The organism is Polynucleobacter sp. HIN6 (assembly GCF_030297575.1).
GTDB lineage: Bacteria > Pseudomonadota > Gammaproteobacteria > Burkholderiales > Burkholderiaceae > Polynucleobacter.
On the sequence record NZ_AP028137.1, the window covers coordinates 1,231,899 to 1,256,184 of the forward strand.

The window sequence follows — 24,286 nt, forward strand, 5'->3', positions numbered from 1 at the left end:
ATGATGGCGGAAGCGGTGAGATTCGAACTCACGGAGGACTTTCATCCTCGCCAGTTTTCAAGACTGGTGCATTCAACCACTCTGCCACGCTTCCTCTGAAGGAGCAATTATAGGGGAGTTGAAGCTTGGATGAAGAATTGAGGCCTAAGGATTAAGTAAGCCCTTTAGATATTTCGCGATTGCCAAACTTGAGGTTAGTGCGGGTGACTCAAAGCCAAAGAAGTTGTAGAGGCCCTCAATACCATGCTCATTAGGGCCATCGATACGAAAGTCCCCTGCGGGTTGATCTTTCGAGACAATCTTGGCGCGCACCCCTGAATAATCAGCCTGCAACGCTCCGTCTTGAAGACCTGGCCAGTACTGTCGGATGGCTGCATAGAATCGCTCACCGCGAGTGGGATCGACTGCGTAATTAATTTGATCTTCCGCATCGATATCAAGCCATTCCACATCGGGGCCAAACTTAGCCTGCCCCGCCATATCGAGGGTCAAATGCACCCCTAATCCGCCCGGCTCTGGGACGGGATAAATTAAATGTCGAAAGGGTGACTTACCTGCTAAGGAGAAATAGTTGCCTTTTGCAAAATAGGCTTTGGGAATGTGCTCGGCCGATATTCCGTGAATGCGTTGCGCTACGGCCGGCGCACTCATACCCGCACAATTAATTAGATACTTAGTTTGCAGTTGTATCGCATCGGCACCGCCCACCTCTAGCTCAAACCCTCCAGGAATCACGCGTGCATGATTTAACGGAGACAAATAAGCAACCATTCCTCCTGCATCCTCAAAGCCGCCAAGCAATGAGAGCATATAGGCATGGCTATCGACAATGCCAGTCGTTTTGGACAAAATCGCTGCTGCAACTCGTAGATCGGGCTCTAGCGCATTGGCCTCTTTGGCTGTAATGAGGCTAATCTCACGTGCCCCATTTTGCTGGGCACGATAAAAAATACCGTGCAGATCATCAACCTGCTGTGGATCGCTTGCCACAATTAATTTACCGTAGCGCTGGGTTCCCACCTGATGGTCGCGACAATACTCATAGAGCATGCGATTACCCTCAACGCACAGTTTTGCTTTTAACGAATCTTTAGGGTAATAAATGCCTGCATGGATGACTTCGCTATTTCTGGAGCTGCTAATGGTTCCAAATGATGCTTCGCGCTCTAGCAATACGGTTTCATGACCTTGCAATGCCATTTCGCGGGCCACTGCTAAGCCCACAACTCCCGCACCAACGACGACACAATCCAGTTTATCCATATTAATTGCTTGTTTTTTGATGCCAAATCGTACCATTTCACTGAAATTAAATCTTGATGCTTTCGAAGCCCTTATTGATAAAATCTATATATGACCGCATTCTCCAACGCAAAATCATTCGATAACCCCTCAACCGCGGTTTTTGGCTCTTTGCAAGCAGCTGGCATCGTATTGGATCTTGCCTATCAGGGGATTGGATCTGAAGATTGGAAGAACTTATTTGCCAAAGCCGAGCAAGCGCAGCTCAGCAATCATCTCCATGCTGTCTTTGCTGGCGAACATGTTAATACTAGTGAGCACCGCCCTGCACTTCATACGGCACTACGTAATCTCGATAAATCCCCAATACTGGTTGATGGCAATGATGTAATGCCAGAGATTGCCGAGGTTTGGCAACGAATCGAGGGTTTATGCAATAAATGGGTGGGGGTAACAGATTTAATTCATATTGGGATTGGGGGCTCTGACTTTGGCCCACGACTTGCAGTGCAAGCCTTAGCCCATTCAGCGCACAAATTCAATCGCGGGATGCGGGTTCATTTTGTGGCTAATGTGGATAGCGCAGAACTGAGCCATGTATTAGAACGTGCTCAGGCGAATAGCACTAAGGTACTGATTGTGTCCAAATCATTTGGCACGGCTGAGACCTTAATGAACGCACGCGCTGTTCTTAATTGGTTCAAAGCGAAGAACCTCACGAGCTCGCAGATCCAAAACTCCCTATTTGCGATTACTAGCAATGTCCAAGCGGCAGAAGACTTTGGCATTCAAGCAGAGCATGTCTTTCCATTTTGGGATTGGGTAGGTGGGCGATTCTCGGTATGGTCTGCGGTTGGTCTGCCCATTGCTTTGCAATATGGGTTTGAGACCTTCAAACAATTTTTGTTGGGAGCCAATCACATGGATCGCCATGCGATCAGTGCTCGTCCCAATCAAAATCTCCCAATCCTAATGGCATTGGCTTTGTACTATCAACAAAGCAAACATCATTCCAAATCTTATGCAGTGATTCCATATGCGCACGCCTTGGAACTCTTCCCGTATTGGTTGCAGCAATTGGATATGGAAAGTAATGGCAAGCAAGTCGATCGCCTTGGTAAGCCGGTATCGCTGAGCTCCCCTGTTGTGTTTGGTAGCGCCGGTACCAATGCCCAGCATTCGTATTTCCAGTTACTACATCAAGGACCGGAATTCATTCCGGTTGATCTGATTGCGATTAAAGAGCCGATGAGCGCCCTACCAGAAGCTAAGGAGCATCACTATGCCCTCTTAGCCAATTGCTTGGCCCAAGCTCAGGCGTTGGCCCTAGGCCGTGATGCGAGCGACCCCAATCTTAGCTATCCTGGAAAGAGACCTAGCAATTTAATTGTGCTACCCAAGCTTGATGCCTATCATTTGGGTGCTTTACTTGCTCTTTACGAACACCGTGCCGTTTGCTTGGGAGCGCTATGGGGCATGAACAGCTTTGATCAGCCCGGGGTTGAGCTCGGCAAGGTACTAGCCAAACCCATTGAGCGCGCTCTTCAACAAAAAGACACTTCCGGTGCTGAATTTGATTCCATCACCGCTGCCAGAATCCATTACTTCCAGAAATAATCCATGAACGTTCCTGCCTCGATTTTTAAAGCCTACGATATCCGCGGCATTATTGATGAAACCCTGAATCCATCAATTGCTAAAGCAATTGGTCAGGCTTTTGGAAGTCAAATGCGCGATTTGGGAGAAACGGATGTTGTAATTGGCCGTGACGGTCGACTCTCTGGCCCAGTTCTGATTGAGGCCCTGACCGAGGGTTTGCTATCCACAGGCATTAATGTGATTGACCTTGGGATGGTCGCCACCCCAATGGTCTACTTCGCCACCCATCAGACCATTGGAAATTGCCAACCGAAATCCGGCATCATGATTACGGGTAGTCATAATCCGCCTAATTACAACGGCTTTAAGATGGTGCTCGGTGGTTCAGCCATTTATGGGGATCAGATTCAGGGGCTACGCCAGCAAATTGAAGCGGATGATTTTCGGCAAGGCAATGGAAAACGCTCCAGCTTCAATATCTTCCCCCAATATTTGCAAACCATTGTTGGTGATATTCGCTTAGCTAGACCCATGAAGATCGCCGTCGATTGTGGCAATGGTGTGGGTGGCGCGTTTGCTGGAGAGTTATTCCGAGCTCTGGGCTGTGAGGTGCAAGAGCTCTTTTGTGAGGTTGATGGACGTTTTCCGAATCACCATCCAGACCCTGCCCACCTTGAAAATCTTCAAGACCTGATTCGCAATCTCGCAACGACCAACAATGAGCTTGGACTTGCCTTTGATGGCGATGCTGATCGACTGGGTGTGGTAACCAAAGATGGCGAGGTGATTTTTCCGGATCGGCAAATGATGCTGTTTGCCAAGGATGTACTCAGTCGCAATCCCAAGGGCCAAATCATTTATGACGTCAAATGTACTCGCAACCTCGCTCCTTGGATCCGTAAACATGGAGGTGAGCCGCTAATGTGGAAGACCGGCCACTCCTTGGTCAAAGCCAAGCTGAAAGAGACTGGTGCCCCTCTAGCCGGGGAAATGAGTGGTCATATCTTCTTTAAGGACCGTTGGTTTGGATTTGATGATGGCCTCTATACCGGCGCTCGTTTGCTAGAAATCCTCAGTCAATTTGATAACCCAAGCAAAGTACTCAACGCCCTACCCAATGCCATTTGCACCCCAGAGTTGCAACTGCCATGTGCCGAGGGTGAATCTTTTGTCTTACTTGAAAAGATTAAAGCCAATCCCAAGTTTCCAAGTTCCCAATCGATGAATACGATTGATGGCGTACGGGTTGAGTATGCCGATGGCTTTGGTTTGGCTCGCCCCTCGAATACAACACCGATTGTGGTACTCAGATTTGAGGCTGATTCTGAAGAAGCGATTCAACGAATCCAACAAGAATTCAAAGCAGCTCTTTTGGCGGTGAAGCCCGATGCAAAATTACCGTTTTAGCAGACCCACTTAAATCTTTTTAATTTCTTTAATCTGATTCTGTTCATCCACTAGAACAATTTTGGGGCTATGAGTTTTAGACTCGGCATTATCAACCGGTCCGTAGGTGCAAATAATAAGATGATCTCCTACATGGGCCTTACGAGCAGCAGCACCATTTAAGGAGATCGCACCTGAGCCTCTGGGTGCCTTAATAATGTAGGTGGAAAATCGCTCGCCGTTATTGATGTTGTAGAGCTCTATCTTTTCGTATTCACGCATATCGGCGGCATCCATGAGATTCTCATCAATCCCACAAGAACCCTCATAATGCAAATCGGCCTCGGTCACGACGACCCGATGTAACTTTGCCAATAACATGATTCGTTTCATAGAAATCCCCTTTAAGGATGGGATTCTATCGCGAAAGTGATTGCGAGTTAAGATTGATAGATGAGCACAATGAATCAATCACTTTCGACCGGTAGTTTTTATGATTATCCCCAGCAAGATGCATCGGGAGCTACCTGTATTGCGCAGGCGTGGGCCAAAACGCCTGCACCCCTTGCTTTGGGAGAAAAGCAGGATGTAATCGAGCGGATCAAGGTTTTGTTAAAGGAAAAAGATGCGGTCATTGTGGCGCACTATTACGTCGATGGTGATATTCAAGACCTTGCGATGCAAACTGGGGGCTTTGTTTCTGACTCTTTAGAGATGGCTCGGTTTGGTAAAAATCATACTGCTCAGAATTTGATCGTTGCGGGTGTGCGATTCATGGGTGAGACCGCAAAGATTCTGAGTCCTGAGAAGCGCGTATTCATGCCAGATCTTGAGGCAACCTGCTCACTTGATTTAGGGTGTCCCGCGGATGACTTTCGGAAATTCAAGTCCGCTCATCCGGATCGAGTCAGCGTGGTGTATGCCAACACGAGTGCCGCAGTGAAGGCACAGGCGGATTGGATGGTAACCAGTTCTTGCGCCCTAGCGATCGTGCACCATTTAGACCAGCAAGGTAAAAAAATATTGTGGGCACCCGATCGGCATCTAGGGCGTTACATTCAAGAGCAAACTGGTGCTGACATGATTCTATGGAATGGCGCCTGCATTGTTCATGATGAGTTTAAAGCGGTTGAGCTCGCGGCAATGCGTGAGAAGTATCCCGATGCCATGGTTCTAGTTCATCCGGAGTCGCCGCAACATGTGGTCGATCAAGCGGATATCGTTGGCTCTACCTCGGCGATGATCAAAGCGGTACTAGAAGGTAGCGCCTCTGAGTACATCGTAGCGACCGATCAAGGCATCCTTCACCGTATGCGTCAATTGGCACCCCATAAAAAGTTGATTGCCGCCCCAACAGCTGGTGAGAGCGCCACTTGCAAAAGTTGTGCTAATTGTCCCTGGATGGCCATGAATGGCTTACGTGGCATTTTAAATTGCTTGGAGCATGGCCTTGGCGAGATCGAGGTGAAAGAGCCCATTCGCTCTGAAGCGCTGGCATGCATTAAACGCATGCTGGACTTTACCTCCACCCACCCTGAATTATTGGCCAAAGCTCAGCACGGCTTCATTAAAAATATTGGTGCTGCCTAAGTATTTTTCCATGTTTTCTGATAACGAATCCTTAGATCAGGCGATTGCTCGCAATGTGCGTCATGCCCTCTATGAAGATTTGGGTCGCGGCGATTGGACCGCCAATCTGGTGCCCGCTGATCAAACGGCCCATGCCAGATTAATTGTGCGTGAGCCGGCCGTACTGTGTGGAACTGCATGGTTTGATGCGGTGATTCATGCTCTGGATGCGCAGGCACGAATTCATTGGCTCTTCTCCGAGGGTGATTGGATGGCGCCCAATGATCTGGTCTGTGAAATTTCATCAAACGCTCGCTCCCTACTTAGCGCTGAACGCCCCGCCATGAACTTTTTGCAGACCCTTTCTGCAACCGCAACCACCACCCGCCGCTACGTTGAGGCGATTGCAGATGCTAGCCCTAATCCCAAGGGTTGCGCCATTTTGGATACCCGCAAAACGATCCCAGGGCTGCGGCAAGCCCAAAAATATGCGGTTCGAATCGGTCATGGTCAGAACCAACGGATGGCCTTATGGGATGGCATCTTGATTAAGGAGAATCACATCGCTGCGGCAGGTAGTATTGTGGCGGTATTAGCTGCTGCCAATCAACTCAACGCAGGGGTGGATGTACAAATTGAAGTGGAAAGTCTCGTAGAGCTCCAAGAGGCGATCGATCACGGCGCTAAGAGTATTTTGCTCGATAACTTTACTCTCGATCAAATGCGCGAGGCCGTAAAGCTCACTGGCGGCCGAGCTCTCTTAGAGGCATCTGGTGGCGTTACCCAAGATCAACTCCGTGCTATTGCAGCAACGGGTGTTGACCGAATCTCAATTGGCAAATTGACTAAGGATATTCAGGCAATCGATTACTCAATGCGCATCGATCGTATTACGTAGAGCGCTGAGTTTGAATCGGGGTCAGAATGGTTGGATATGAAACCGGCCAGGTTTTTGGATAGTCACGACTAAAGTGCAAGCCTCGACTCTCCTTACGCAATAAGGCCGAGCGGACCACTAGTTCAGCGCACTCAAGTAAGTTGCGTAACTCAATTAAATCTCGGCTTACTCTGAAATTGGCATAGTAGTCTTGGACCTCAGTACGCAAGAGCTCAATGCGGTGCAAGGCGCGCTCGAGTCTACGTGTGGTTCGCACAATGCCCACGTAGTTCCACATCAAGGAGCGTAACTCATCCCAGTTATGCGCAATGACGACTTGCTCATCAGCGTCTTCAACCTTACTTTCATCCCATAGCCGCACTGGAGCTTGTTCAATATCGCCCTGCTCTAGGATATCGGCTGCAGCAGCCTTACCAATCACCACACATTCCAACAATGAGTTAGAGGCCAAGCGATTAGCGCCATGCAATCCAGTGTAGGTTGCCTCACCTACCGCATATAGGCCGCTTAAATCAGTGCGACCCTTAAGGTCAGTGACAACCCCTCCACAGGTGTAATGTGCAGCGGGTACCACGGGAATTGGTTGTTTGGTGATGTCGATACCCAAAGCGAGGCAGCGTGAGTAAATCATGGGGAAGTGTTCCCGAATGAATGATTCACCAAGATGCGTTGCATCGAGATGCACATAATCCAAGCCATGTTTTTTCATCTCGAAGTCGATGGCTCGTGCCACGATATCGCGGGGAGCGAGCTCATTACGATCATCATGCTCCGGCATAAATCGATGACCATTGGGCAACTTCAAGATTCCGCCCTCACCACGCATCGCCTCGGTAATCAGGAAGGTGCGATCGCTTGGATGATACAAACAGGTTGGATGAAATTGCACGAACTCCATGTTGCCGATCCGGCAGCCTGCGCGCCATGCCATCGCAATTCCATCACCAGTGGCGGTATCGGGATTACTGGTATAACGATAGACCTTTCCCAGGCCGCCCGTTGCCAGCACCACAGCTTTGGCTAGGATCGTTTCTACCCGACCCTTCTCAATATCAAGTGCGTACGCCCCATAGCAACGATTCGATTTGTACTTTGCGGGCACTTGTAAATGCTTATTGGTGATGAGATCGAGTGCAATCCAGTTCTCAAGAATCCGGATATTGGGATGTGCTCTGGCTTTATCTAGCAATACCTCATGAATTGCCTTACCAGTTGCATCCGCAGCATGGGCGATGCGTCGATGACTATGCCCACCCTCACGGGTTAAATGCAATCCTTCGGGACCAGATTGATCAGGAGTAAATGGGACACCTTGCTCAACCAACCAATGAATTGCTTGCGCACTCTGCTCGGCAACGTAACGCGCTACCGACTCAACAACGAGTCCTGCTCCGGCATTGACTGTATCGACCACATGCGATTCAATGCTGTCCTCTTGATCGAGAACCCCAACAATCCCGCCTTGCGCCCAAGCAGTTGCTGCTTCGCTCAGACGGCGCTTGGCCATCAAGATCACCGGTTGACGGTCTGCGAGGTGAAGGGCAACAGTAAGGCCGGCTAAGCCGGCCCCAATGATTAATACAGGATGATGTTGGTCATGCGCTACGCTCATTGAATGAGCATAGCATCGTTTACCGTTCGGTCATAACCAATGTGCTGTGCTGGCTTGCCGCCTTTATGAACTGCCACAGCGCAATACTTAAACTCTGGAATCTTGCCAAAAGGATCCAACGCAGGGTTGGTCATCAGATTAGCTGCTGCCTCGTAATAAGCAAACGGCATAAATACAGCCCCACTGGGTGTGCCATCATCCCGCCGAACATGAATCCCAACCTCACCCCTGCGGGACTTCACAGTAATCACATCCCCTGGGTTTAAACCCAACTTTGCCATGTCTTCACCACACATCGAGGCGGTCGCCATGGGCTCGATCGCATCCAGAACCCCTGCGCGTCGGGTCATGCTACCAGTATGCCAATGCTCGAGCTGGCGCCCTGTGATTAATACAAAAGGATATTCTGTATCAGGTCGCTCATTGGCCGGAATAATATCGGCAGGCACCAGTTTTACTTTGCCATCAGCGGTTGGGAAGCTCTCGTCAAACACGATGGGCTGGCCTGGATCATCCTCGCTTAAGCATGGATAAGTGACACATGACTCACGCTGCAAGCGATCCCAGGTAATGCCATTGATCACGGCATGCATGGCGCGACGCATCTCGTCATAGACCTCAGCAACACCGCACTCCTCGCCTTGGTAACCCCACTGCAAGCCAATGCGCTTAGCAAGCTCCTGAATAATCCACAAATCAGGCTTTGCATCACCAGGTGGATTGAGAGCGCGCTTACCCAGCTGCACCATACGGTCAGTATTGGTCACGGTGCCGGTTTTCTCAGGCCATGCGCTTGCTGGCAGGATAACGTCGGCTAACCACGCGGTCTCGGTCATAAATATATCTTGCACGACAAGGTGATCAAGCGATGCCAAAGCATGGCGCGCATGGTTTAGATCGGGATCACTCATGGCGGGGTTCTCGCCCATGATGTACATCCCCCGAATCTTGTCAGGATCCGAATCTGGTGCTGTGATCTTATGCATGATCTCAACTACGGTATATCCAGGCTTTTTATCTAAGGGGGTGTTCCAAAACTTCTCGAACCACTCATGTGCCTGGGCGTTATCAACGCGCTGATAGTTCGGGAACATCATGGGGATCAATCCCGCGTCACTGGCACCTTGGACATTGTTCTGACCACGCAGTGGATGCAAACCGGAGCCAGGCTTACCAATTTGACCGGTAATACTGACCAATGCAATTAAACAACGGGCATTATCGGTGCCATGCACATGTTGGCTCACACCCATGCCCCATAAAATCATCGAGGCTTTAGATTTAGCAAACTCGCGCGCTACCTCACGCAGGGTTGCGGCAGGCACGCCACAAATTGGTGCCATTGCCTCAGGGCTGTAACCCTTGACATTCTCTTTAAGGGCTTCAAAGTTTGAAGCGCGCTGAGAAATAAAGTTTTGATCGCACAAGCCCTCTTCAATCACCGTATAGATCATGGCATTGAGCATGGCAACATCGGTATCTGGCTTAAATTGCAAGGTGCGCCAAGCGTGCTTACCAATATCGGTCACGCGTGGATCGGCCAACACAATCTTGGTGCCATTCTTAGCAGCGTTTTTCATCCAAGTCGCGGCCACGGGATGATTGGCGGTTGGGTTAGAACCAATCACCAGAATTAAGCCAGAGTGCTCGATATCATTGACCTGGTTACTCACTGCTCCAGAACCAACACCTTCGAGCAAGGCAGCAACACTCGATGCATGGCATAAGCGGGTGCAATGGTCGACGTTGTTGCTACCGAAGCCGGTCCGTACGAGCTTCTGAAATAAGTAGGCCTCTTCGTTACTACCTTTGGCCGAACCGAATCCTGCCAAAGTCTTCTTGCCATGTTGATCACGTAAGGCCTTTAATTTACCGGCTGCAAGATCCAAGGCCTCTTCCCAAGTAGCTTCACGGAAGACTTCGCTCCAATCCTCAGGATTTTTACCTGCAGACTCAATCGAATGCTCGTCCTTTGCTACACCAGGTTTACGAATCAACGGCTTGGTTAAGCGTTGAGGGTTATGCACATAATCAAAGCCAAATCGGCCCTTCACGCACAGACGACTGTGATTTGCAGGGCCATCACGACCATCCACGCTTACAATTTTTTCGTCTTTCACGTTGTAGGTAATTTGACAACCCACCCCGCAGAATGGGCATACCGAATCTACCTTACGATCAACAGCTTGAGAACCAATGTGGGTTTTGGGCATCAAAGCACCGGTTGGACAGGCTTGTACGCATTCGCCACAAGCGACGCAAGTGCTAATACCCATCGGATCGTTCAAATCAAATACGATTTCGCTATGTGCGCCACGCATCGCGTAGCCAATCACATCATTGACCTGCTCTTCACGGCAAGCGCGTACACAACGGTTGCACTGAATACACGCATCCAAATTAACAGCCATCGCAGGGTGCGACAAATCAGCCGGTGGTTGGTGACGGCGCAAGGCCTTGAGTTCAGGACGAACCGCTACATCAAGACGGCTGGCCCATTCACTAAGTTCCCCATGTTGCTGACGCTCACGTTCAGCATCGCTATCACCGACCCATTTATAGCCTTCATCGGGCATGTCAGAGAGAAGCATCTCAAGCACTAATTTTTGGCTCTTTAGGGCACGCTCACTATTGGCTTTGACTTCCATGCCAGCAGTAGCGGCTCGGCAGCAACTGGGCGCCAAGGTGCGCTCGCCATTGATCTCGACCACGCATGCGCGGCAATTACCGTCGGGACGATAGCCGTCCTTAAAGCACAAATGGGGGATATCAATTCCATGACGTTTGGCTGCTTTTAAGATGGTCTCACCATCATAGGCAACGATTGTCTTGCCATCGAGTTTGAACTCAACGGTTTGCAATGCAAGTTCTTGCGGATTGACTGGTGCGTTCACGCCTTAAGCTCCCTATCTAAGCGGTTATGCAATTTCGTGGGGGAAATATTTATGGATGCAACGGATGGGGTTTGGTGCTGCTTGCCCAAGACCACAGATAGAGGCATCCACCATCACCGTGGACAGATCCTCCAAAGTAGCCTGATCCCATACACGTGCTTGCATCAATTGCGCAGCTTTACTAGTTCCAACCCGGCATGGGGTGCATTGACCACAACTCTCGTGCTCAAAAAAGCGCATCACGTTTAGGGCTGCATCGCGCGCCTTATCTTGATGACTAAAGACCATTACAGCTGCAGAACCGATAAAACAACCATAAGGCTGCAAAGTATCAAAATCTAATGGAATGGTATTCATGGTCGCTGGCAAGATACCGCCTGAAGCACCTCCCGGCAAATAGCCATAGAAAGTGTGACCTTCTTGCATACCACCGCAATACTCATCAATCAGCTCCTGAATGGTGATACCAGCTGGTGCAAGTTTGACACCTGGATATTTCACTCGACCACTCACACTAAAGCTTCGCAAGCCTTTGCGATCATGACGGCCAAAGGAACTAAACCATTGTGGTCCACGCGCAATAATGTCGCGTACCCAATACAAGGTCTCAAAATTATGCTCAAGCGTGGGTCGACCAAATAAACCAACTTGTGCAATGTAAGGAGGACGCATTCTAGGCTCGCCCCGCTTACCCTCAATACTCTCGATCATGGCGGACTCTTCGCCGCAGATGTAGGCACCCGCTCCTCGGCGCAACTCAATCAGCGGCAACTTGAACGATGCATGCGCTTGAAGTTTTTTAATCTCAGCATCAAGCAACTCGCGGCAGCCGTGATACTCGTCACGCAAGTAGATGTAACAAGCATCAATTCCAACTACGCGCGCAGCAATCAACATTCCCTCAAGGAAGCGATGAGGGTCGCGCTCCAAATAGGTACGGTCTTTAAATGTTCCGGGCTCACCCTCGTCAATATTGACCGCCATGAGCTTAGGTGCCGGTTGATCCTTCACAATCCGCCATTTGCGCCCAGCCGGGAATCCAGCACCACCAAGACCGCGCAAACCAGAATCTTCCATCGCCTTAATAATGGACTCAACCTCGCGCTTACCACTATCAAACTCGTTGACTAAGGCGTAACCACCTTTTGCACAATAGGCCTCATAACCCACATACGCAGGAGATACCTCATTGGCTTTTTGCTCAGGACTCACGGCGTGCTGCGCAAAGTCTGCGGGCTCAAATTGAGCATCATCCTTTGCCTTGGGATGGGTCAGTTGACGATTTTTAACCGCTTTCGATACTTTTTCTGCGTCAGCAAACAATACGGGGTATTGATGCACCACCGCCACTGGTGCTTGCTCACAGCGACCTACACACGGAGCTGCAATCACTTTGGTCTTCGCATTACCAAGAATCGTTGGTAAGCGCTCCAATAACTGTTTAGCACCAGCTAGCTCGCATGACAATCCATCGCACACCCGCACCGTAATATCAGCAACCGGATCATTGCCGCGCACGACTTCGAAGTGATGATAGAACGTGGCAACTTCATAAACCTCGGCCATCGGCAAGTTCATTAGCTTGGCCAGTGCCGCTAAGTGCCGATCATGCAAAGCGCGGTAGGCGTCATTAATGAGATGCAAGTTCTCAATTAGTAGGTCACGTCGATATGGGCCATCACCGATCAGTTTTTTAACTTCGGCTAAGGATGCATCATCCGCCTGTCGCCCTTTTAATTTACTTTTTTGCCGAATTCGCTCACGAAGGTCATCTGCACTTGCAATGGCAACCGCCTTGATTTCGCTAGAGGGCTTAGGGTGATTCATGCTGTTTTAGTCTCTCTAAATAGTTATTTAAAAGATCGTTCTACATGACCTTTTAATGATTGAAATCAATGTAATTGATCTACCCATCTAAGTAATTGATATGGCTCAAGATCTCCCGAATCAGGGTTAACCCTGAAGTTTGGCAGGGAGTCCAGCTTCTACCTGTTTAGATTAATTGGAACTAGGCAAAAAGGTATTGCTGTAGTCCATTTCCCTTTCCCGGACACGGGCTTTAAAACAGGCTTCAAAATCGGGCGTTCCTACCCGTAAGCCCACTGCCGTGCAATCGGCTTGCGCGGCGGACTGTACCGTACCACAGGCTGATAAGCCTAAGCTACTGGCAATCACTAATCCAGCAATCAATATTTTCATTGTCATACGTCGAGTCTATCACCTAAAACATTTGCTTTATTAAGAGGACCGATCCCGCAAATACCAAAATGCTGCCATAGGCCAATTGCATATGATGAATACTCAGGCGCCGATGGGTTTTTGAGCCAACCCAAAGACCAATCACCATACAGGGCACCAGAAATAATGCCAGACCTAAAACCTCCCAGTTCAATATCAGGCCTGTAACCAACATAAAGATCAGACGTAAGAACACAAAAATCAGAATGGCAAAGGCCATGGTTGCGCGGAGTGTATTGGGTTGGTTAAAACGCATCGCTAAATACGATGCATAGATGGGTCCGCCTGTAGCAAACAATGCTGTAAAAATCCCTCCGGCAATACCAAAGGGCATCGACCAATACTGCGAGATGGTATGCATGGGTGCCGATTTTTTCTTGGTTAACACTCGCAAGCCATTGAATGCGGCAAAGGCGCCCAAGGTGATCAGCAAAGGCTCCGGCGGAGCCTTCAAGAGCAAGGTGATACCAATCACCATACCGATAAAACTAAATGGCAGTAACCAGGCGAGTTCTTTCTTGTCGGCTGCATCAAAGGACTTTGTGCCCAAATAGAATGCCGCACACAGATCGAGTATCACCATAATCGGCACGACGACCTGTAAGGGGAAGAATAATACGAGCACCGGCACCGAAATAATCGATGACCCAAAACCGGTCACTCCAAAAATGAAGTACGCCACCAACACGATTGTGCAAGCGGCAATAAATGAGGCGGGGCTAATTAACTCAAAAATAAATGTACTTTGTTGGTGTTATTTTTTACTACCCAAGGAAATACCCAAAGGAATACCCTCTTGATCAGCACTGACCGCCTTAGATGCTCCTATGGTAATTCGTTCGGCTAAATTAGGTTGCTGTGCAACCATTAACTCTTTAGCGCGATTGGCTCGTGCGCTTGCCAATTGCAATAGCTCGGCCTCGCTCACCGCATAACTTTCGATTAGCTCATTGCGCAGTTGCTGATAGCGCGCCTCATTGTCAGGCAGCGAAATCAAACGCTGGGCTAATTTAATTCGGCCGACTTGTTGCCCATACGCGGATTTGACTCCAGATTGAACCCGAGGGTCCGAAAGACTGGGGATAGGGAGAGGTTCCTGAGGGCTCAATTTAAATCCGGCAGCATTCAAAATAGCGCGATCAGCACGCGCCCTAGCTAAGGCTGCCTTATCGGCATTGGGATCATAGGCGCCAACAAACTCAATCGTGGCATGGGGACGTTTTACTAAGACCCCTGCTAATTTATCGAGTTTCTCTTGATCAACTGGTAAATAAGAGCTCTCGCCCAATACTGCATGAATCGGCGTATCGCTTTGAAGCCCCAATAAGGAGGCTAATGCTCGAAACGGTGCGGTAACAATATTGGTGAGCACAGTACGAATTGCTTGCCAAACGAGACCGGTCGCCGAGAACTCTGGAGAATCAACATTCCCTTTGATCCCCAGTGAAATATCAATCACATTATCGGAGTCCTCTAGCAAGGCAATCGCTAGTCGCAGGGGTAAGCGCCGCCCCTGAAAATTAGGCACTTCTTCCCCGAGCTCAATATCTTTGATGACGAAACGATTTTGGCCAACTAGCTCAGCATCCTTAGCCCTATAGTTCAACATCAGGTCCAAGCGCCCATCTTGAATCGCATACCCGGCGTATTTCATGAAATAGGCATTCGTAGCCTTCAGTGGAACATTCTTAAATTCGAATGACACGTCATGGTTGCGGCGCGGGTCTTCAAAAGCAGCCTGACCTTTGGCTCGAAAACTGCCATGATCTGCAATCAATCCATCAAGAGCAATCGCTGCATAGCGGCCAGGAACATTACTCACGCCGAGCAAGGAACCATTGAGTTTACGAATATCGGTTTGTAACTGTGGCACTACACCCAAATCGGCATAGTGCACAATGCCATTTCGCAATTTGATGGCTTTAATGTCGAGCTCAAAATTTGACGGCTTTACTTCTGCTGCACTTTTCGGTGACTCTGAGGCTGGAGCTGGGCTTGGAGCAGGTTTAGAAAACATTCGACGAATGTTCGAGAACCCTTGCTCATCAAGTTCGTACTTAAAGTCAGGTTGATCAAACAACACCTCATCAATCGTGAGTGATGTTTTACCACTCGCTAATTTACGAAGATCAATTTGCTTGAGATCGGCTTGGCGCCATTTCATGAAGGGCTGCCGCGGCTTACCTTCGGTGATTTCAATATTCTTAAGGCTTAACTCACCCACGGTTGACCATAGCCCTTGGCGAGTTTGATACTCCAATTTGCCAGCCATGACACCCGAGTTGGTCTGCAAAGGATTGTTGGCTGGCAACAAAGTAACGATTGGGGCCACAGACAGGTTATCGATGGCCACATCAATCTTAATTAAATTTTGTTTAGGCTCTAGATGAAAAAGGAAATCCAATACGCCAGCATCAAGTTTGAGGTTTAACTTCGCCGTAAGTTGCTCAGGCTCTGGACTACTAACTCCTCCCGAGGCTTGAACGTTGTTAAATAGCACCATCTTATTGAGTGATGGAATGAGCACGTCAACCTTGCCCAGATCGAGCTCATACAAACCCTCCACACCAGGCTCATCAGATGCTTGTCGATAATTACTAAGTTGTTTTAGATTGAGAGAAAACGGTCCTAGATCATCAGTAAACTTGGTTTGCCCATCGCGAAACTGAAGACGCGCCCCTTGAATTCCGAATTGATCAACGGATACTTTGATTGTTTTTGATTTGGTGGGTGTCGATGGTGGTTTTTGGGCATTGATCGTCTCAATCAATTGCATCCAGTTCCACTTCGCTCCATCGCCATCTGGGCGCTCAAGCAAGATCGATGGATTCGTGAGTTGTAGATCACGAATCCCCAACTCTCCGGTCATTAATTTGCTCCAGTGCAGACGAATCAGACCGGCATCTAATGCGAATAATTGTTTGCCCTGAATTTGTTGAAGGCGCAGACCCTCCACCCGAGCAGTTAATTGAAAGGGTTTGACGCTAATGGATTGAATCTGTAACGAATATCCTAGTCGCTGGCTATATTCCTCAATTTGCTTTTTGATCCAAGTAGGCGCCCAGGTGCTGCCAATGATCCAAAAAGCACTGGCCAAAATTGCCAGTACCGCACTGAAGATTAGAGAAATACGAAAAGGTCGAACACTGGACAATCGCATCAATTCGCAATTAGCCCCAAAAAATCTTTTTCATCTCCGGCGACCCGATGACCGATTGCAAGCTCATAAATGTGAGGTAAGGCAACACAATTAACCAATAGATCAAACTCAGTGCCAGTATATGGATGGGGTCACCGTTTCCGAAATTAGCTAAAGAGCTAATAAATCCACGATGATGAAACCAACCCTCTATCCCGGATTCGAGAGCGCTCAACAAAACTACGACACCTACATAGACAATCGAGCGAGGCAGGATCTGCCCAATGAGCGGTTTATCACGCTTACTCTCGATCGGATATAACATCTGGCCCATCAGCATGAACTTGGCACACAACAATGCTTTCACTAAAGCCAAGCCAATATGGATATAGGGAAAGCCTTGCAAACGCTCCACCGAGAAACTCAGAAATGCAAGCGCGCAGAACCAGATTGAAAAATAGATGAACAAGATCAGCATTTTTTTGATCTCTTCACCAAGCCGGTTTTTGTTCACATGAGGCCTCATACAGATAATTTAACTGAATGACCTGAAAGCTAAAGAGTGGATCGCGATTTAAAGCGATTCATTGCCATTTGGCGGAGAGGGCGGGATTCGAACCCGCGGTAGGCTATTAACCTACACACGCTTTCCAGGCGTGCGACTTAAACCGCTCATCCACCTCTCCGAAACCGTTCATTATACGGTTCGAAGAGTGGCAGATGATTTCTGTTGCTTTTGTGACGCTTACAGCGACTTCTTTAATTGCTCCAAGATCGCTGGATTTTCAAGCGTGGAGGTATCCTGTGTGATGTCCTCGCCCTTGGCAATCACACGCAAGAGTCTGCCCATAATCTTTCCAGAACGGGTCTTTGGCAAGTTATCACCAAAACGCACATCCTTTGGCTTTGCAATCGGACCAATCTCTTTACCTACCCAATTTCGTAACTCGGTGGCAATCTTCTTGGCCTCCTCCCCTTCGGGTCGCTTACCCTTGAGAACCACGAAAGCGCAAATCGCTTCACCGGTCATGTCATCAGGGCGCCCTACAACAGCAGCTTCAGCGACTAGCGGATTGGCAACGAGGGTTGATTCAATTTCCATCGTGCCCATACGATGCCCTGAAACGTTCAGAACGTCATCGATACGGCCAGTAATCGTGAAATAGCCTGTATCTTTATTTCGAATCGCACCATCACCCGCCAAATAAAGTTTGCGACCAAACTCGTCTGGGAAATACGCTTTGACAAAGCGGTCGGGGTCACCCCAAATCGTACGGATCATCGATGGCCATGGACGCTTCACTACCAAGATGCCGCCCTGCCCATTGGGCATATCGTTACCCGTTTCGTCCACAATGGCAGCCATAATGCCAGGCAATGGCAAGGTGCAAGAGCCAGGAACCATCGGGGTTGCACCGGGCAATGGGCTAATCATGTGACCACCGGTCTCGGTTTGCCAGAAGGTATCGGCAATCGGACAACGCGAGCCGCCAATGTTCTCGTAGTACCACATCCATGCCTCTGGATTAATCGGCTCGCCCACCGATCCCAAAAGACGCAATGAGCTGAGATCATAATTTTTAGGATGCACACTTGGATCCGTATTTGATGCTTTGATCAAAGAACGAATCGCAGTGGGTGCCGTATAGAAAATTGTGGCCTTGTGTTTTTGGATCATCTCCCAAAAACGGCCAGCATTTGGGAATGTAGGCACACCCTCAAACACAATTTGCGTTCCACCGACTGCTAATGGGCCATAAGCAATATAAGAGTGGCCAGTGACCCAACCAATATCGGCCGTGCACCAAAAGATATCGCTTGGCTTGATATCAAAGGTCCACTTCATCGTGAGAATGGCCCACAGTAGATAGCCACCGGTAGAATGTTGCACGCCTTTTGGCTTGCCGGTTGAGCCCGAGGTATACAAAATAAATAAGGGATGCTCAGCGCTCACCCATTCTGGATCACAGGTTTTTGCTTCATTAGCGGTCACCTCGTGCATCCACGAATCAAGGCCGGCCTTAAACGGAATGTTGCCGCCCGTACGCTTGTAGATGATCACGTTTTTAATGTTCTCGCAACCACCGAGTGATAGCGCTTCATCCACAATCGTTTTTAGAGGCAAGGCTTTACCGCCACGCATTTGCTCATCGGCAGTAATCACTGCCACCGCTCCCGCATCAATGATGCGTTCTTGCAGCGATTTGGCAGAGAAGCCTCCGAATACCACCGAGTGTGTGGCACCAATACGAGCGCATGCTTGCATGGCAATCACGCCCTCGACTGACATCGGCATATAAATGATGACGCGATCACCCTTTTTAATACCGCGTTTGCGCAAAGCATTCGCCAATTGACAAACACGATCATGCAGCTCTTGATAGGTGACATTGGTTACTTTGCCATCATCCGACTCAAAAATGATGGCAGTTTTGTTCGCATTGCCATTTTGCAAATTACGATCAAGGCAGTTGTATGAGGCATTGGTTGTGCCATCTTCAAACCATTTATAAAAAGGCGCTTTGGACTCATCGAGCACTGTCGTGAACACTTGCTTCCAATAGAGATTTTCTTTAGCCAAGCGCCCCCAAAATCCCTCGTAATCTTTCTCAGCTTCTGCGCATAACTTTTTGTAAGCGTCCATTCCTGAAATGGCGGCGTTTTTTACAAAATCAGCGGGTGGATTAAAAATCCGGTTTTCTTGCATTAATGGTTCCATACGAATAACACCCTCTCTAAAAACTTATAGTGACAACACAACAAACAATCCGTCTATCGTTTCATATGACGATAAGTGAATTAAGTCCTGATTTGCCCTATGGCAAACCCTTAAAATGCTCATTTCATTCCACTTTTTGAAATATTCCTATGCCTACGATACGCCAAGACGACCTGATTCAAAGCATTGCGGACGCTTTCCAGTTTATTTCCTACTACCATCCTCGGGATTTCATTCAAGCCATGGGGCGTGCCTACGAGCTTGAACAAGGCCTAGCAGCAAAAGATGCGATTGCTCAAATTTTGACCAATAGCAAAATGTGTGCCGAGGGTAAGCGGCCAATTTGTCAGGACACCGGGATTGCAGTGGTCTTCCTGAAGGTGGGTATGAACATCAACTGGAGCGGCGCCACCATGAGTGTTGCTGACATGGTCAATGAGGGTGTGCGGCGCGCATACATGAATCCTGATAATCCATTGCGTGGCTCGGTGCTCTTAGACCCCGCCGGTAAGCGCAAAAACTCGGGTGATAACACGCCTGCGGTGATTCATTATGAGATCGTGCCAGGCGATGATCTTGAGGTGATCTGCGCAGCCAAAGGGGGAGGTTCCGAGAACAAGGCGAAGATGGTGATGCTCAATCCATCTGATTCCATTGTGGATTGGGTTATAAAAACAGTTCCCACGATGGGTGCTGGCTGGTGCCCTCCCGGCATTCTCGGAATCGGAATTGGTGGCACGCCTGAGAAAGCAGCGTTGCTTGCTAAAGAATCCTTGATGGCGCCCATTGATATTCAAGAACTCATTGCGCGCGGACCCCAAAATCGCATTGATGAATTACGTCTTGAGATCTATGAAAAGGTCAATCAATTAGGGATCGGCGCTCAAGGTCTTGGTGGACTCGCAACCGTTCTTGATGTGAAGATCATGGACTACCCCACACACGCCGCCTCTTTACCAGTGGCAATGATTCCGAACTGTGCGGCGACACGGCATGTTCATTTTCATCTTGACGGTAACGGCCCAGCTCATTTTGATATCCCATCTCTAGGCGACTGGCCTGCGGTTGCTTGGCAACCTGATACTAAGCAATCTAAGCGCATCGATGTCAATGCATTAACACCCGAGGAGGTGGCCAGCTGGAAACCGGGTCAGACGCTATTGCTGAATGGCAAGATTCTCACCGGCCGTGATGCGGCCCACAAACGCATTGCTGATATGCTGGCTAAAGGCGAGTCTTTACCTGTTAGCTTTAAAAATCGCGTGATCTATTACGTCGGTCCTGTTGACCCCGTGCGTGGTGAGGCGGTCGGCCCAGCAGGCCCAACCACCGCCACTCGAATGGATAAATTTACCGAGACAATGTTGGGGCAAACCGGTTTGATCGCCATGATTGGTAAAGCCGAACGCGGCCCCGTAGCGATCGAGTCCATCAAAAAGCATCGCTCTGCATATCTCATGGCGGTGGGCGGCGCAGCCTATTTAGTATCGAAAGCGATTGCCCATGCGAAGGTGGTTGCATTTCAAGATTTAGGTATGGAAGCCATCTACGAATTCGATGTGGTCGATATGCCAGTGACTGTAGCGGTTGACTCTCAAGGGATCTCCATGCATGAAACGGGTCCTAAAGAATGGCAAATGAAAATTGGCAAGATTCCAGTGAGCGTCGCTTAATAGACTGACTGGTAAGCAACCTTGGCAACGATCGGTGTATTTGATTCTGGGGTTGGCGGTTTATCCATTTTGGATGAGGCGCTCAAGCAGTTACCCCGGCATCATTACATTTACTTAGCGGATTCTGCCAACGCGCCCTATGGAGAAAAATCTGCGTCTTGGATTGCCAAGCGCAGTTTGCAGATGTGTCGCTACCTGGCTGATCAAGGTTGCGATGCCATTGTGGTGGCATGCAATACCGCAACCGCAGAAGCGATTGCGCAAATCCGCTCTGAGCTTCAAATACCCATCATTGGTGTCGAGCCCGGTATTAAACCAGCCGCCATGCAATCCCAAAATGGTGTTGTAGGCGTGCTCGCTACCGAGGCAACTCTCAATAGCGATAAGTTCAATGCGCTCTTAGCCACATTACCCAGTCACTGTCGCTTTATTAAACAAGCGGGCGCCGGCCTGGTGGCGCTCATCGAGGATGGACAAATCGAATCTCCAGCCATGCGTGCGCTATTGCAAACGCATCTGAAAGTAATTATTGAGGCGCAAGCAGACACTTTAGTTCTGGGTTGTACGCATTACCCTTTTCTGAAAAACCAGATTAAGGAACTCATTGGTACATCCATTACCATCGTCGATACCAGTGATGCGGTGGTTCGTCAATTAAGTCGGCAGCTTCTGCAGCACAGACTAGCTGAAGAATCAGGGGTCGCGTCATTAAAGTTGCTGAGCACTGCAAATGCGGATACATTACTCGCAATGGCAGAGCGTTTATTGCAAACTCCCCTGTCACCCCGTAGCGTCGACCAACAATCATTGATGATTTGAGCATGGCCTCTGCAAGTTCCGCACATTGGCACCTTCCCTTCTCACGGGATGAGCGCATCATCATTGCTCTGGTGATTCTGGCGCACTTGTCATTAATCATTCCCTTTCAGTTTGGTTTAAGTCCTAAGCCGCCGGATTATCAAAATGACGAGCGCGTCATGGCAAATCTTCTGGCTCCAGAGGCACCGCAAGCGCCCGCTAAGACAGCCGCACCCCCAGCCCCTAAGGTTCCAGTTGAGGCACCCAAACCAACCCCAAAGCCACAACCCAAAAAACTAGAGAAAACCGAATCTCCTGCGCCAAGCCCAACGCCCGCTCCAAAGGCAGCCGCCTCAGCAGAAACCCCGCCCACCAAGGCTTCCGATAGCTCCCAAACAGCCAATGTTGCGCCCCCCACTTCAGGCGGAGGTGTCAGTGGCACCCCCATCCAAACCGATATTGGTAAATTGGTGGTGGTCTATCAGCCCGACGCTGATCCGTATTACCCTTCATTCTCAAAACGGGCGGGCGAGCAAGGTGAGGTGGTGGTTAGGCTCATCATTAGCGAGTCCGGTGAAGTGGAAGAAGCGCGATTACTGCAGTCTAGCTCCTATCCCAGGCTTGATCGAGCCGCGATGGAAATTGGGAAGCGCTATCGATTTAAACCGTACACCATTAACGGCAGTCCCACTAAAATCTCAACCAATCTATTAATTAAATTCAACCTAAAGAGCCCCTAATATGAACAACGCGTTTGGCCTTCACCATCTTTGGACCCAAGGTGACTTCGTCACGCACTTTGTGGCTCTTCTACTTTTATTTATGTCAATCGTGACCTGGGTCATTTTGATCAGTCGCCTGTGGGGATTACGTAATATCAAACGTCTCAAGGGTGAATTAGATTCCTTTTGGCGAGCCCGCTCCTTTGATGAGGGACTTAATAGCTTGAGTAATCATGCCATCAATCCTTTCTTTATGGTTGCAAAGACTGGCAACGAAGCTTCGGCGCATCATCAGAACCAAAGTGCTAGTCATCGTGAACTATTCCAAACCCTCAATTATTCCGAGTGGATGGCACGCAGTTTAAAAAATGGGGTTGATACCTCAACGGCACAGTTGCAAAAAGGATTAACTTTTTTAGCGTCCACTGGGGCAACCGCACCATTTATCGGCTTGTTTGGCACCGTCTGGGGAATCTATCATGCCCTGATTGCGATTAGCAGCTCTGGGAGCGCACAGATCGATCAAGTCGCCGGCCCAATCGGTGAGGCACTCATCATGACCGCTTTTGGTCTAGCAGTTGCAATTCCAGCAGTCCTTGGCTACAACACCATTAATCGTACTAATCGCTTAGTAGTTGCCGACCTCAATCGCTTTGCCAACGATCTCCTGGCTTACTTTGTCACTGGTGCACGCGTTGCCCAGAAAGATTAATCATGTCCTTTAGTAATCCCTCAAACGATCAGCAAGAAGATGGCATGATGGCCGAGATCAACATGACACCCATGGTGGATGTCATGTTGGTATTACTCATTATTTTTATGATCACCCTACCGGTCGTTCAACAAGCGGTGAAGGTAGAACTTCCCAAAGCGAATAGCGTGCGCAATGAAGTAAAGCCTGAGTCGGTTCAGTTGACGATTGATGGCAAAGGCCAAATCTTTTGGAATAGCACACCCATCGACTTAGCAACCTTTACCGCGTATGCGGATAAAGCCGCTAAGAAAGACCCGCAACCCGAGATCAACCTACGGGCTGATAAATCGGTACGCTACGATGCGGTTGCTCAGGTGCTTGCCGCATCGCGTCGAGCGGGCTTAACAAAATTAGGGTTTGTGACCGAGCCTGATTAATTGGGTTTGACTGTCTTACGCTCAGGCGGCGTGGTAATCGGGTAACTGCGCTCCCAATGCGAAACAAAGTTTTTGTAATACTGCTGCGCTAAAGGAGTCGAGCGCAAAATAATCATGTTCTCGGCATTACTTTTCTCGGCACTGTTGGTGAAGTTATAACTCCCGGTCACCACAATCTCGCCGTCAATAATCATCACCTTATGATGAAAAATACGGTGGGCTTTATTGCCGCGTACTGATACGCCTCCCTTAAGCAATACCGGGATCACATCAAAGTTATTTGCTGCAGTTGGCCCATCCTGAATCACCTGCACTTCCACGCCGCGTTTGGCTGCTCTCGCAAGCGCGTCTGCAATCTCCAAATAGGTAAAGCTATAGGTCATCACCTGAATACTTTTCTTGGCGCCATCCAAATAACGAATTAATCCCCGTGCTGCTCCCGTCGGCGGAGTAAAAAAGACTGCCAATACCTCTGCAGTCATGGGTGCATCCGCTTTTGCAGTCTCTCGCGTATTTTTAGTCGGCTCCGGATTCGCCCAAACGGTTTGAACTAAAAAGAGCGCACTGAGAAGAAAGAGAATGTGTTTTTTCATGGGCTTGGTTGCTTAAAAATTCCGTTGTGCAAAAGATTTGGAATTCAGCAAAAATGCTTGTACATCAATATTG

The 24,286-nt window shown here is 49.0% G+C and carries 20 protein-coding genes and 2 tRNA genes; 9 read left to right on the forward strand and 13 right to left on the reverse strand.

Annotation, left to right across the window (positions count from 1 at the left end; translation table 11 throughout):
- Positions 1–4: 4 nt before the first annotated feature.
- Both QUE66_RS06350 and QUE66_RS06355 read right to left on the reverse strand, forming a co-directional pair.
- Positions 5–94 (reverse strand) — tRNA-Ser (locus tag QUE66_RS06350).
- A gap of 50 nt (positions 95–144) precedes the next feature.
- Positions 145–1,263: an NAD(P)/FAD-dependent oxidoreductase gene (locus tag QUE66_RS06355; protein WP_286223229.1), complete on the reverse strand. Its 1,119-nt coding sequence runs from the start codon at positions 1,261–1,263 to the stop codon at positions 145–147.
- A 90-nt stretch (positions 1,264–1,353) separates the two neighbouring features.
- On the opposite strand from QUE66_RS06355, the gene pgi reads away from it, so the two are divergent.
- Both pgi and QUE66_RS06365 read left to right on the forward strand, forming a co-directional pair.
- Positions 1,354–2,859, forward strand: a complete 1,506-nt coding sequence (gene pgi, locus QUE66_RS06360; protein ID WP_286223230.1) for a glucose-6-phosphate isomerase — start codon at positions 1,354–1,356, stop codon at positions 2,857–2,859.
- A 3-nt stretch (positions 2,860–2,862) separates the two neighbouring features.
- Entirely contained in the window at positions 2,863–4,248 is a 1,386-nt protein-coding gene (locus tag QUE66_RS06365) for a phosphomannomutase/phosphoglucomutase (RefSeq protein WP_286223231.1), read from the forward strand.
- Positions 4,249–4,257: 9 nt separating this feature from the next.
- Here QUE66_RS06365 and panD read toward each other — a convergent pair whose 3' ends face one another.
- Entirely contained in the window at positions 4,258–4,620 is a 363-nt protein-coding gene (gene panD, locus QUE66_RS06370; RefSeq protein WP_286223232.1) for an aspartate 1-decarboxylase, read from the reverse strand.
- Positions 4,621–4,689: 69 nt separating this feature from the next.
- On the opposite strand from panD, the gene nadA reads away from it, so the two are divergent.
- Together nadA and nadC are read left to right on the forward strand one after the other, a co-directional pair.
- Positions 4,690–5,817: a quinolinate synthase NadA gene (gene nadA, locus QUE66_RS06375; protein WP_286223233.1), complete on the forward strand. Its 1,128-nt coding sequence runs from the start codon at positions 4,690–4,692 to the stop codon at positions 5,815–5,817.
- Positions 5,818–5,827: 10 nt separating this feature from the next.
- A complete protein-coding gene (gene nadC, locus QUE66_RS06380) occupies positions 5,828–6,694 on the forward strand; it encodes a carboxylating nicotinate-nucleotide diphosphorylase (protein ID WP_286223234.1) in 867 nt (288 codons plus the stop codon).
- On the opposite strand, the gene nadB is transcribed toward nadC, so the two are convergent.
- The 9 genes from nadB to acs all read right to left on the reverse strand — a co-directional run bounded on the left by nadB (position 6,687) and on the right by acs (position 19,296).
- Positions 6,687–8,306: an L-aspartate oxidase gene (gene nadB / locus QUE66_RS06385; protein ID WP_286223235.1), complete on the reverse strand. Its 1,620-nt coding sequence runs from the start codon at positions 8,304–8,306 to the stop codon at positions 6,687–6,689. The genes nadC and nadB overlap by 8 nt on opposite strands.
- Positions 8,303–11,200: a formate dehydrogenase subunit alpha gene (gene fdhF / locus QUE66_RS06390; protein WP_286223236.1), complete on the reverse strand. Its 2,898-nt coding sequence runs from the start codon at positions 11,198–11,200 to the stop codon at positions 8,303–8,305. The genes nadB and fdhF overlap by 4 nt, the downstream gene beginning before the upstream one ends.
- A gap of 24 nt (positions 11,201–11,224) precedes the next feature.
- Complete coding sequence (locus QUE66_RS06395; RefSeq protein ID WP_286223237.1) at positions 11,225–13,027, reverse strand: NAD(P)H-dependent oxidoreductase subunit E; 1,803 nt, start codon at positions 13,025–13,027, stop codon at positions 11,225–11,227.
- A gap of 171 nt (positions 13,028–13,198) precedes the next feature.
- Entirely contained in the window at positions 13,199–13,405 is a 207-nt protein-coding gene (locus tag QUE66_RS06400; RefSeq protein WP_286223238.1) for a hypothetical protein, read from the reverse strand.
- Positions 13,406–13,421: 16 nt separating this feature from the next.
- Entirely contained in the window at positions 13,422–14,120 is a 699-nt protein-coding gene (locus tag QUE66_RS06405; RefSeq protein WP_286223239.1) for a sulfite exporter TauE/SafE family protein, read from the reverse strand.
- 72 nt (positions 14,121–14,192) lie between these two features.
- The gene (locus QUE66_RS06410; protein WP_286223240.1) at positions 14,193–16,598 is read right to left on the reverse strand and encodes a DUF748 domain-containing protein; all 2,406 of its coding nucleotides are present in this window, start codon (positions 16,596–16,598) and stop codon (positions 14,193–14,195) included.
- Between the two features lie 10 nt (positions 16,599–16,608).
- On the reverse strand, positions 16,609–17,091 hold the full coding sequence (locus tag QUE66_RS06415; protein ID WP_286223241.1) for a hypothetical protein: 483 nt from the start codon (positions 17,089–17,091) through the stop codon (positions 16,609–16,611).
- Between the two features lie 81 nt (positions 17,092–17,172).
- Positions 17,173–17,263: transfer RNA gene (locus tag QUE66_RS06420), tRNA-Ser, on the reverse strand.
- Between the two features lie 59 nt (positions 17,264–17,322).
- The gene (gene acs / locus QUE66_RS06425) at positions 17,323–19,296 is read right to left on the reverse strand and encodes an acetate--CoA ligase (protein WP_286223242.1); all 1,974 of its coding nucleotides are present in this window, start codon (positions 19,294–19,296) and stop codon (positions 17,323–17,325) included.
- 149 nt (positions 19,297–19,445) lie between these two features.
- Here acs and QUE66_RS06430 point away from each other — a divergent pair, with 149 nt between their 5' ends.
- Genes QUE66_RS06430 through QUE66_RS06450 form a run of 5 tightly spaced genes read left to right on the forward strand, consistent with a single transcriptional unit; the run spans position 19,446 to position 23,620 of the window.
- A complete protein-coding gene (locus tag QUE66_RS06430) occupies positions 19,446–20,969 on the forward strand; it encodes a fumarate hydratase (RefSeq protein WP_286223243.1) in 1,524 nt (507 codons plus the stop codon).
- 21 nt (positions 20,970–20,990) lie between these two features.
- Entirely contained in the window at positions 20,991–21,788 is a 798-nt protein-coding gene (gene murI / locus QUE66_RS06435) for a glutamate racemase (RefSeq protein ID WP_286223244.1), read from the forward strand.
- A gap of 2 nt (positions 21,789–21,790) precedes the next feature.
- Positions 21,791–22,507, forward strand: a complete 717-nt coding sequence (locus QUE66_RS06440) for an energy transducer TonB (RefSeq protein ID WP_286223245.1) — start codon at positions 21,791–21,793, stop codon at positions 22,505–22,507.
- Position 22,508: 1 nt separating this feature from the next.
- Positions 22,509–23,201, forward strand: coding sequence for a MotA/TolQ/ExbB proton channel family protein (locus QUE66_RS06445; protein WP_286223246.1), 693 nt, complete (start codon positions 22,509–22,511; stop codon positions 23,199–23,201).
- A gap of 2 nt (positions 23,202–23,203) precedes the next feature.
- The gene (locus QUE66_RS06450; protein WP_108508781.1) at positions 23,204–23,620 is read left to right on the forward strand and encodes an ExbD/TolR family protein; all 417 of its coding nucleotides are present in this window, start codon (positions 23,204–23,206) and stop codon (positions 23,618–23,620) included.
- Here QUE66_RS06450 and QUE66_RS06455 read toward each other — a convergent pair.
- Positions 23,617–24,213 carry a phospholipase D family nuclease gene (locus QUE66_RS06455; protein ID WP_286223247.1) on the reverse strand — a complete coding sequence of 199 codons (597 nt, stop codon included), beginning with the start codon at positions 24,211–24,213 and terminating at the stop codon, positions 23,617–23,619. The genes QUE66_RS06450 and QUE66_RS06455 overlap by 4 nt on opposite strands.
- Between the last annotated feature and the right edge of the window lie 73 nt (positions 24,214–24,286).

What these genes read in the sequence shown, in the direction of transcription:
- QUE66_RS06355 (WP_286223229.1), bottom strand. Translation starts at nt 1,263, where the DNA reads ATGGATAAACTGGATTGTGTCGTCGTTGGTGCGGGAGTTGTGGGCTTA.
- pgi (WP_286223230.1), top strand. Translation starts at nt 1,354, where the DNA reads ATGACCGCATTCTCCAACGCAAAATCATTCGATAACCCCTCAACCGCG.
- QUE66_RS06365 (WP_286223231.1), top strand. Translation starts at nt 2,863, where the DNA reads ATGAACGTTCCTGCCTCGATTTTTAAAGCCTACGATATCCGCGGCATT.
- panD (WP_286223232.1), bottom strand. Translation starts at nt 4,620, where the DNA reads ATGAAACGAATCATGTTATTGGCAAAGTTACATCGGGTCGTCGTGACC.
- nadA (WP_286223233.1), top strand. Translation starts at nt 4,690, where the DNA reads ATGAATCAATCACTTTCGACCGGTAGTTTTTATGATTATCCCCAGCAA.
- nadC (WP_286223234.1), top strand. Translation starts at nt 5,828, where the DNA reads ATGTTTTCTGATAACGAATCCTTAGATCAGGCGATTGCTCGCAATGTG.
- nadB (WP_286223235.1), bottom strand. Translation starts at nt 8,306, where the DNA reads ATGAGCGTAGCGCATGACCAACATCATCCTGTATTAATCATTGGGGCC.
- QUE66_RS06395 (WP_286223237.1), bottom strand. Translation starts at nt 13,027, where the DNA reads ATGAATCACCCTAAGCCCTCTAGCGAAATCAAGGCGGTTGCCATTGCA.
- QUE66_RS06400 (WP_286223238.1), bottom strand. Translation starts at nt 13,405, where the DNA reads ATGACAATGAAAATATTGATTGCTGGATTAGTGATTGCCAGTAGCTTA.
- QUE66_RS06410 (WP_286223240.1), bottom strand. Translation starts at nt 16,598, where the DNA reads ATGCGATTGTCCAGTGTTCGACCTTTTCGTATTTCTCTAATCTTCAGT.
- acs (WP_286223242.1), bottom strand. Translation starts at nt 19,296, where the DNA reads ATGGAACCATTAATGCAAGAAAACCGGATTTTTAATCCACCCGCTGAT.
- QUE66_RS06430 (WP_286223243.1), top strand. Translation starts at nt 19,446, where the DNA reads ATGCCTACGATACGCCAAGACGACCTGATTCAAAGCATTGCGGACGCT.
- QUE66_RS06440 (WP_286223245.1), top strand. Translation starts at nt 21,791, where the DNA reads ATGGCCTCTGCAAGTTCCGCACATTGGCACCTTCCCTTCTCACGGGAT.
- QUE66_RS06445 (WP_286223246.1), top strand. Translation starts at nt 22,509, where the DNA reads ATGAACAACGCGTTTGGCCTTCACCATCTTTGGACCCAAGGTGACTTC.
- QUE66_RS06450 (WP_108508781.1), top strand. Translation starts at nt 23,204, where the DNA reads ATGTCCTTTAGTAATCCCTCAAACGATCAGCAAGAAGATGGCATGATG.
- QUE66_RS06455 (WP_286223247.1), bottom strand. Translation starts at nt 24,213, where the DNA reads ATGAAAAAACACATTCTCTTTCTTCTCAGTGCGCTCTTTTTAGTTCAA.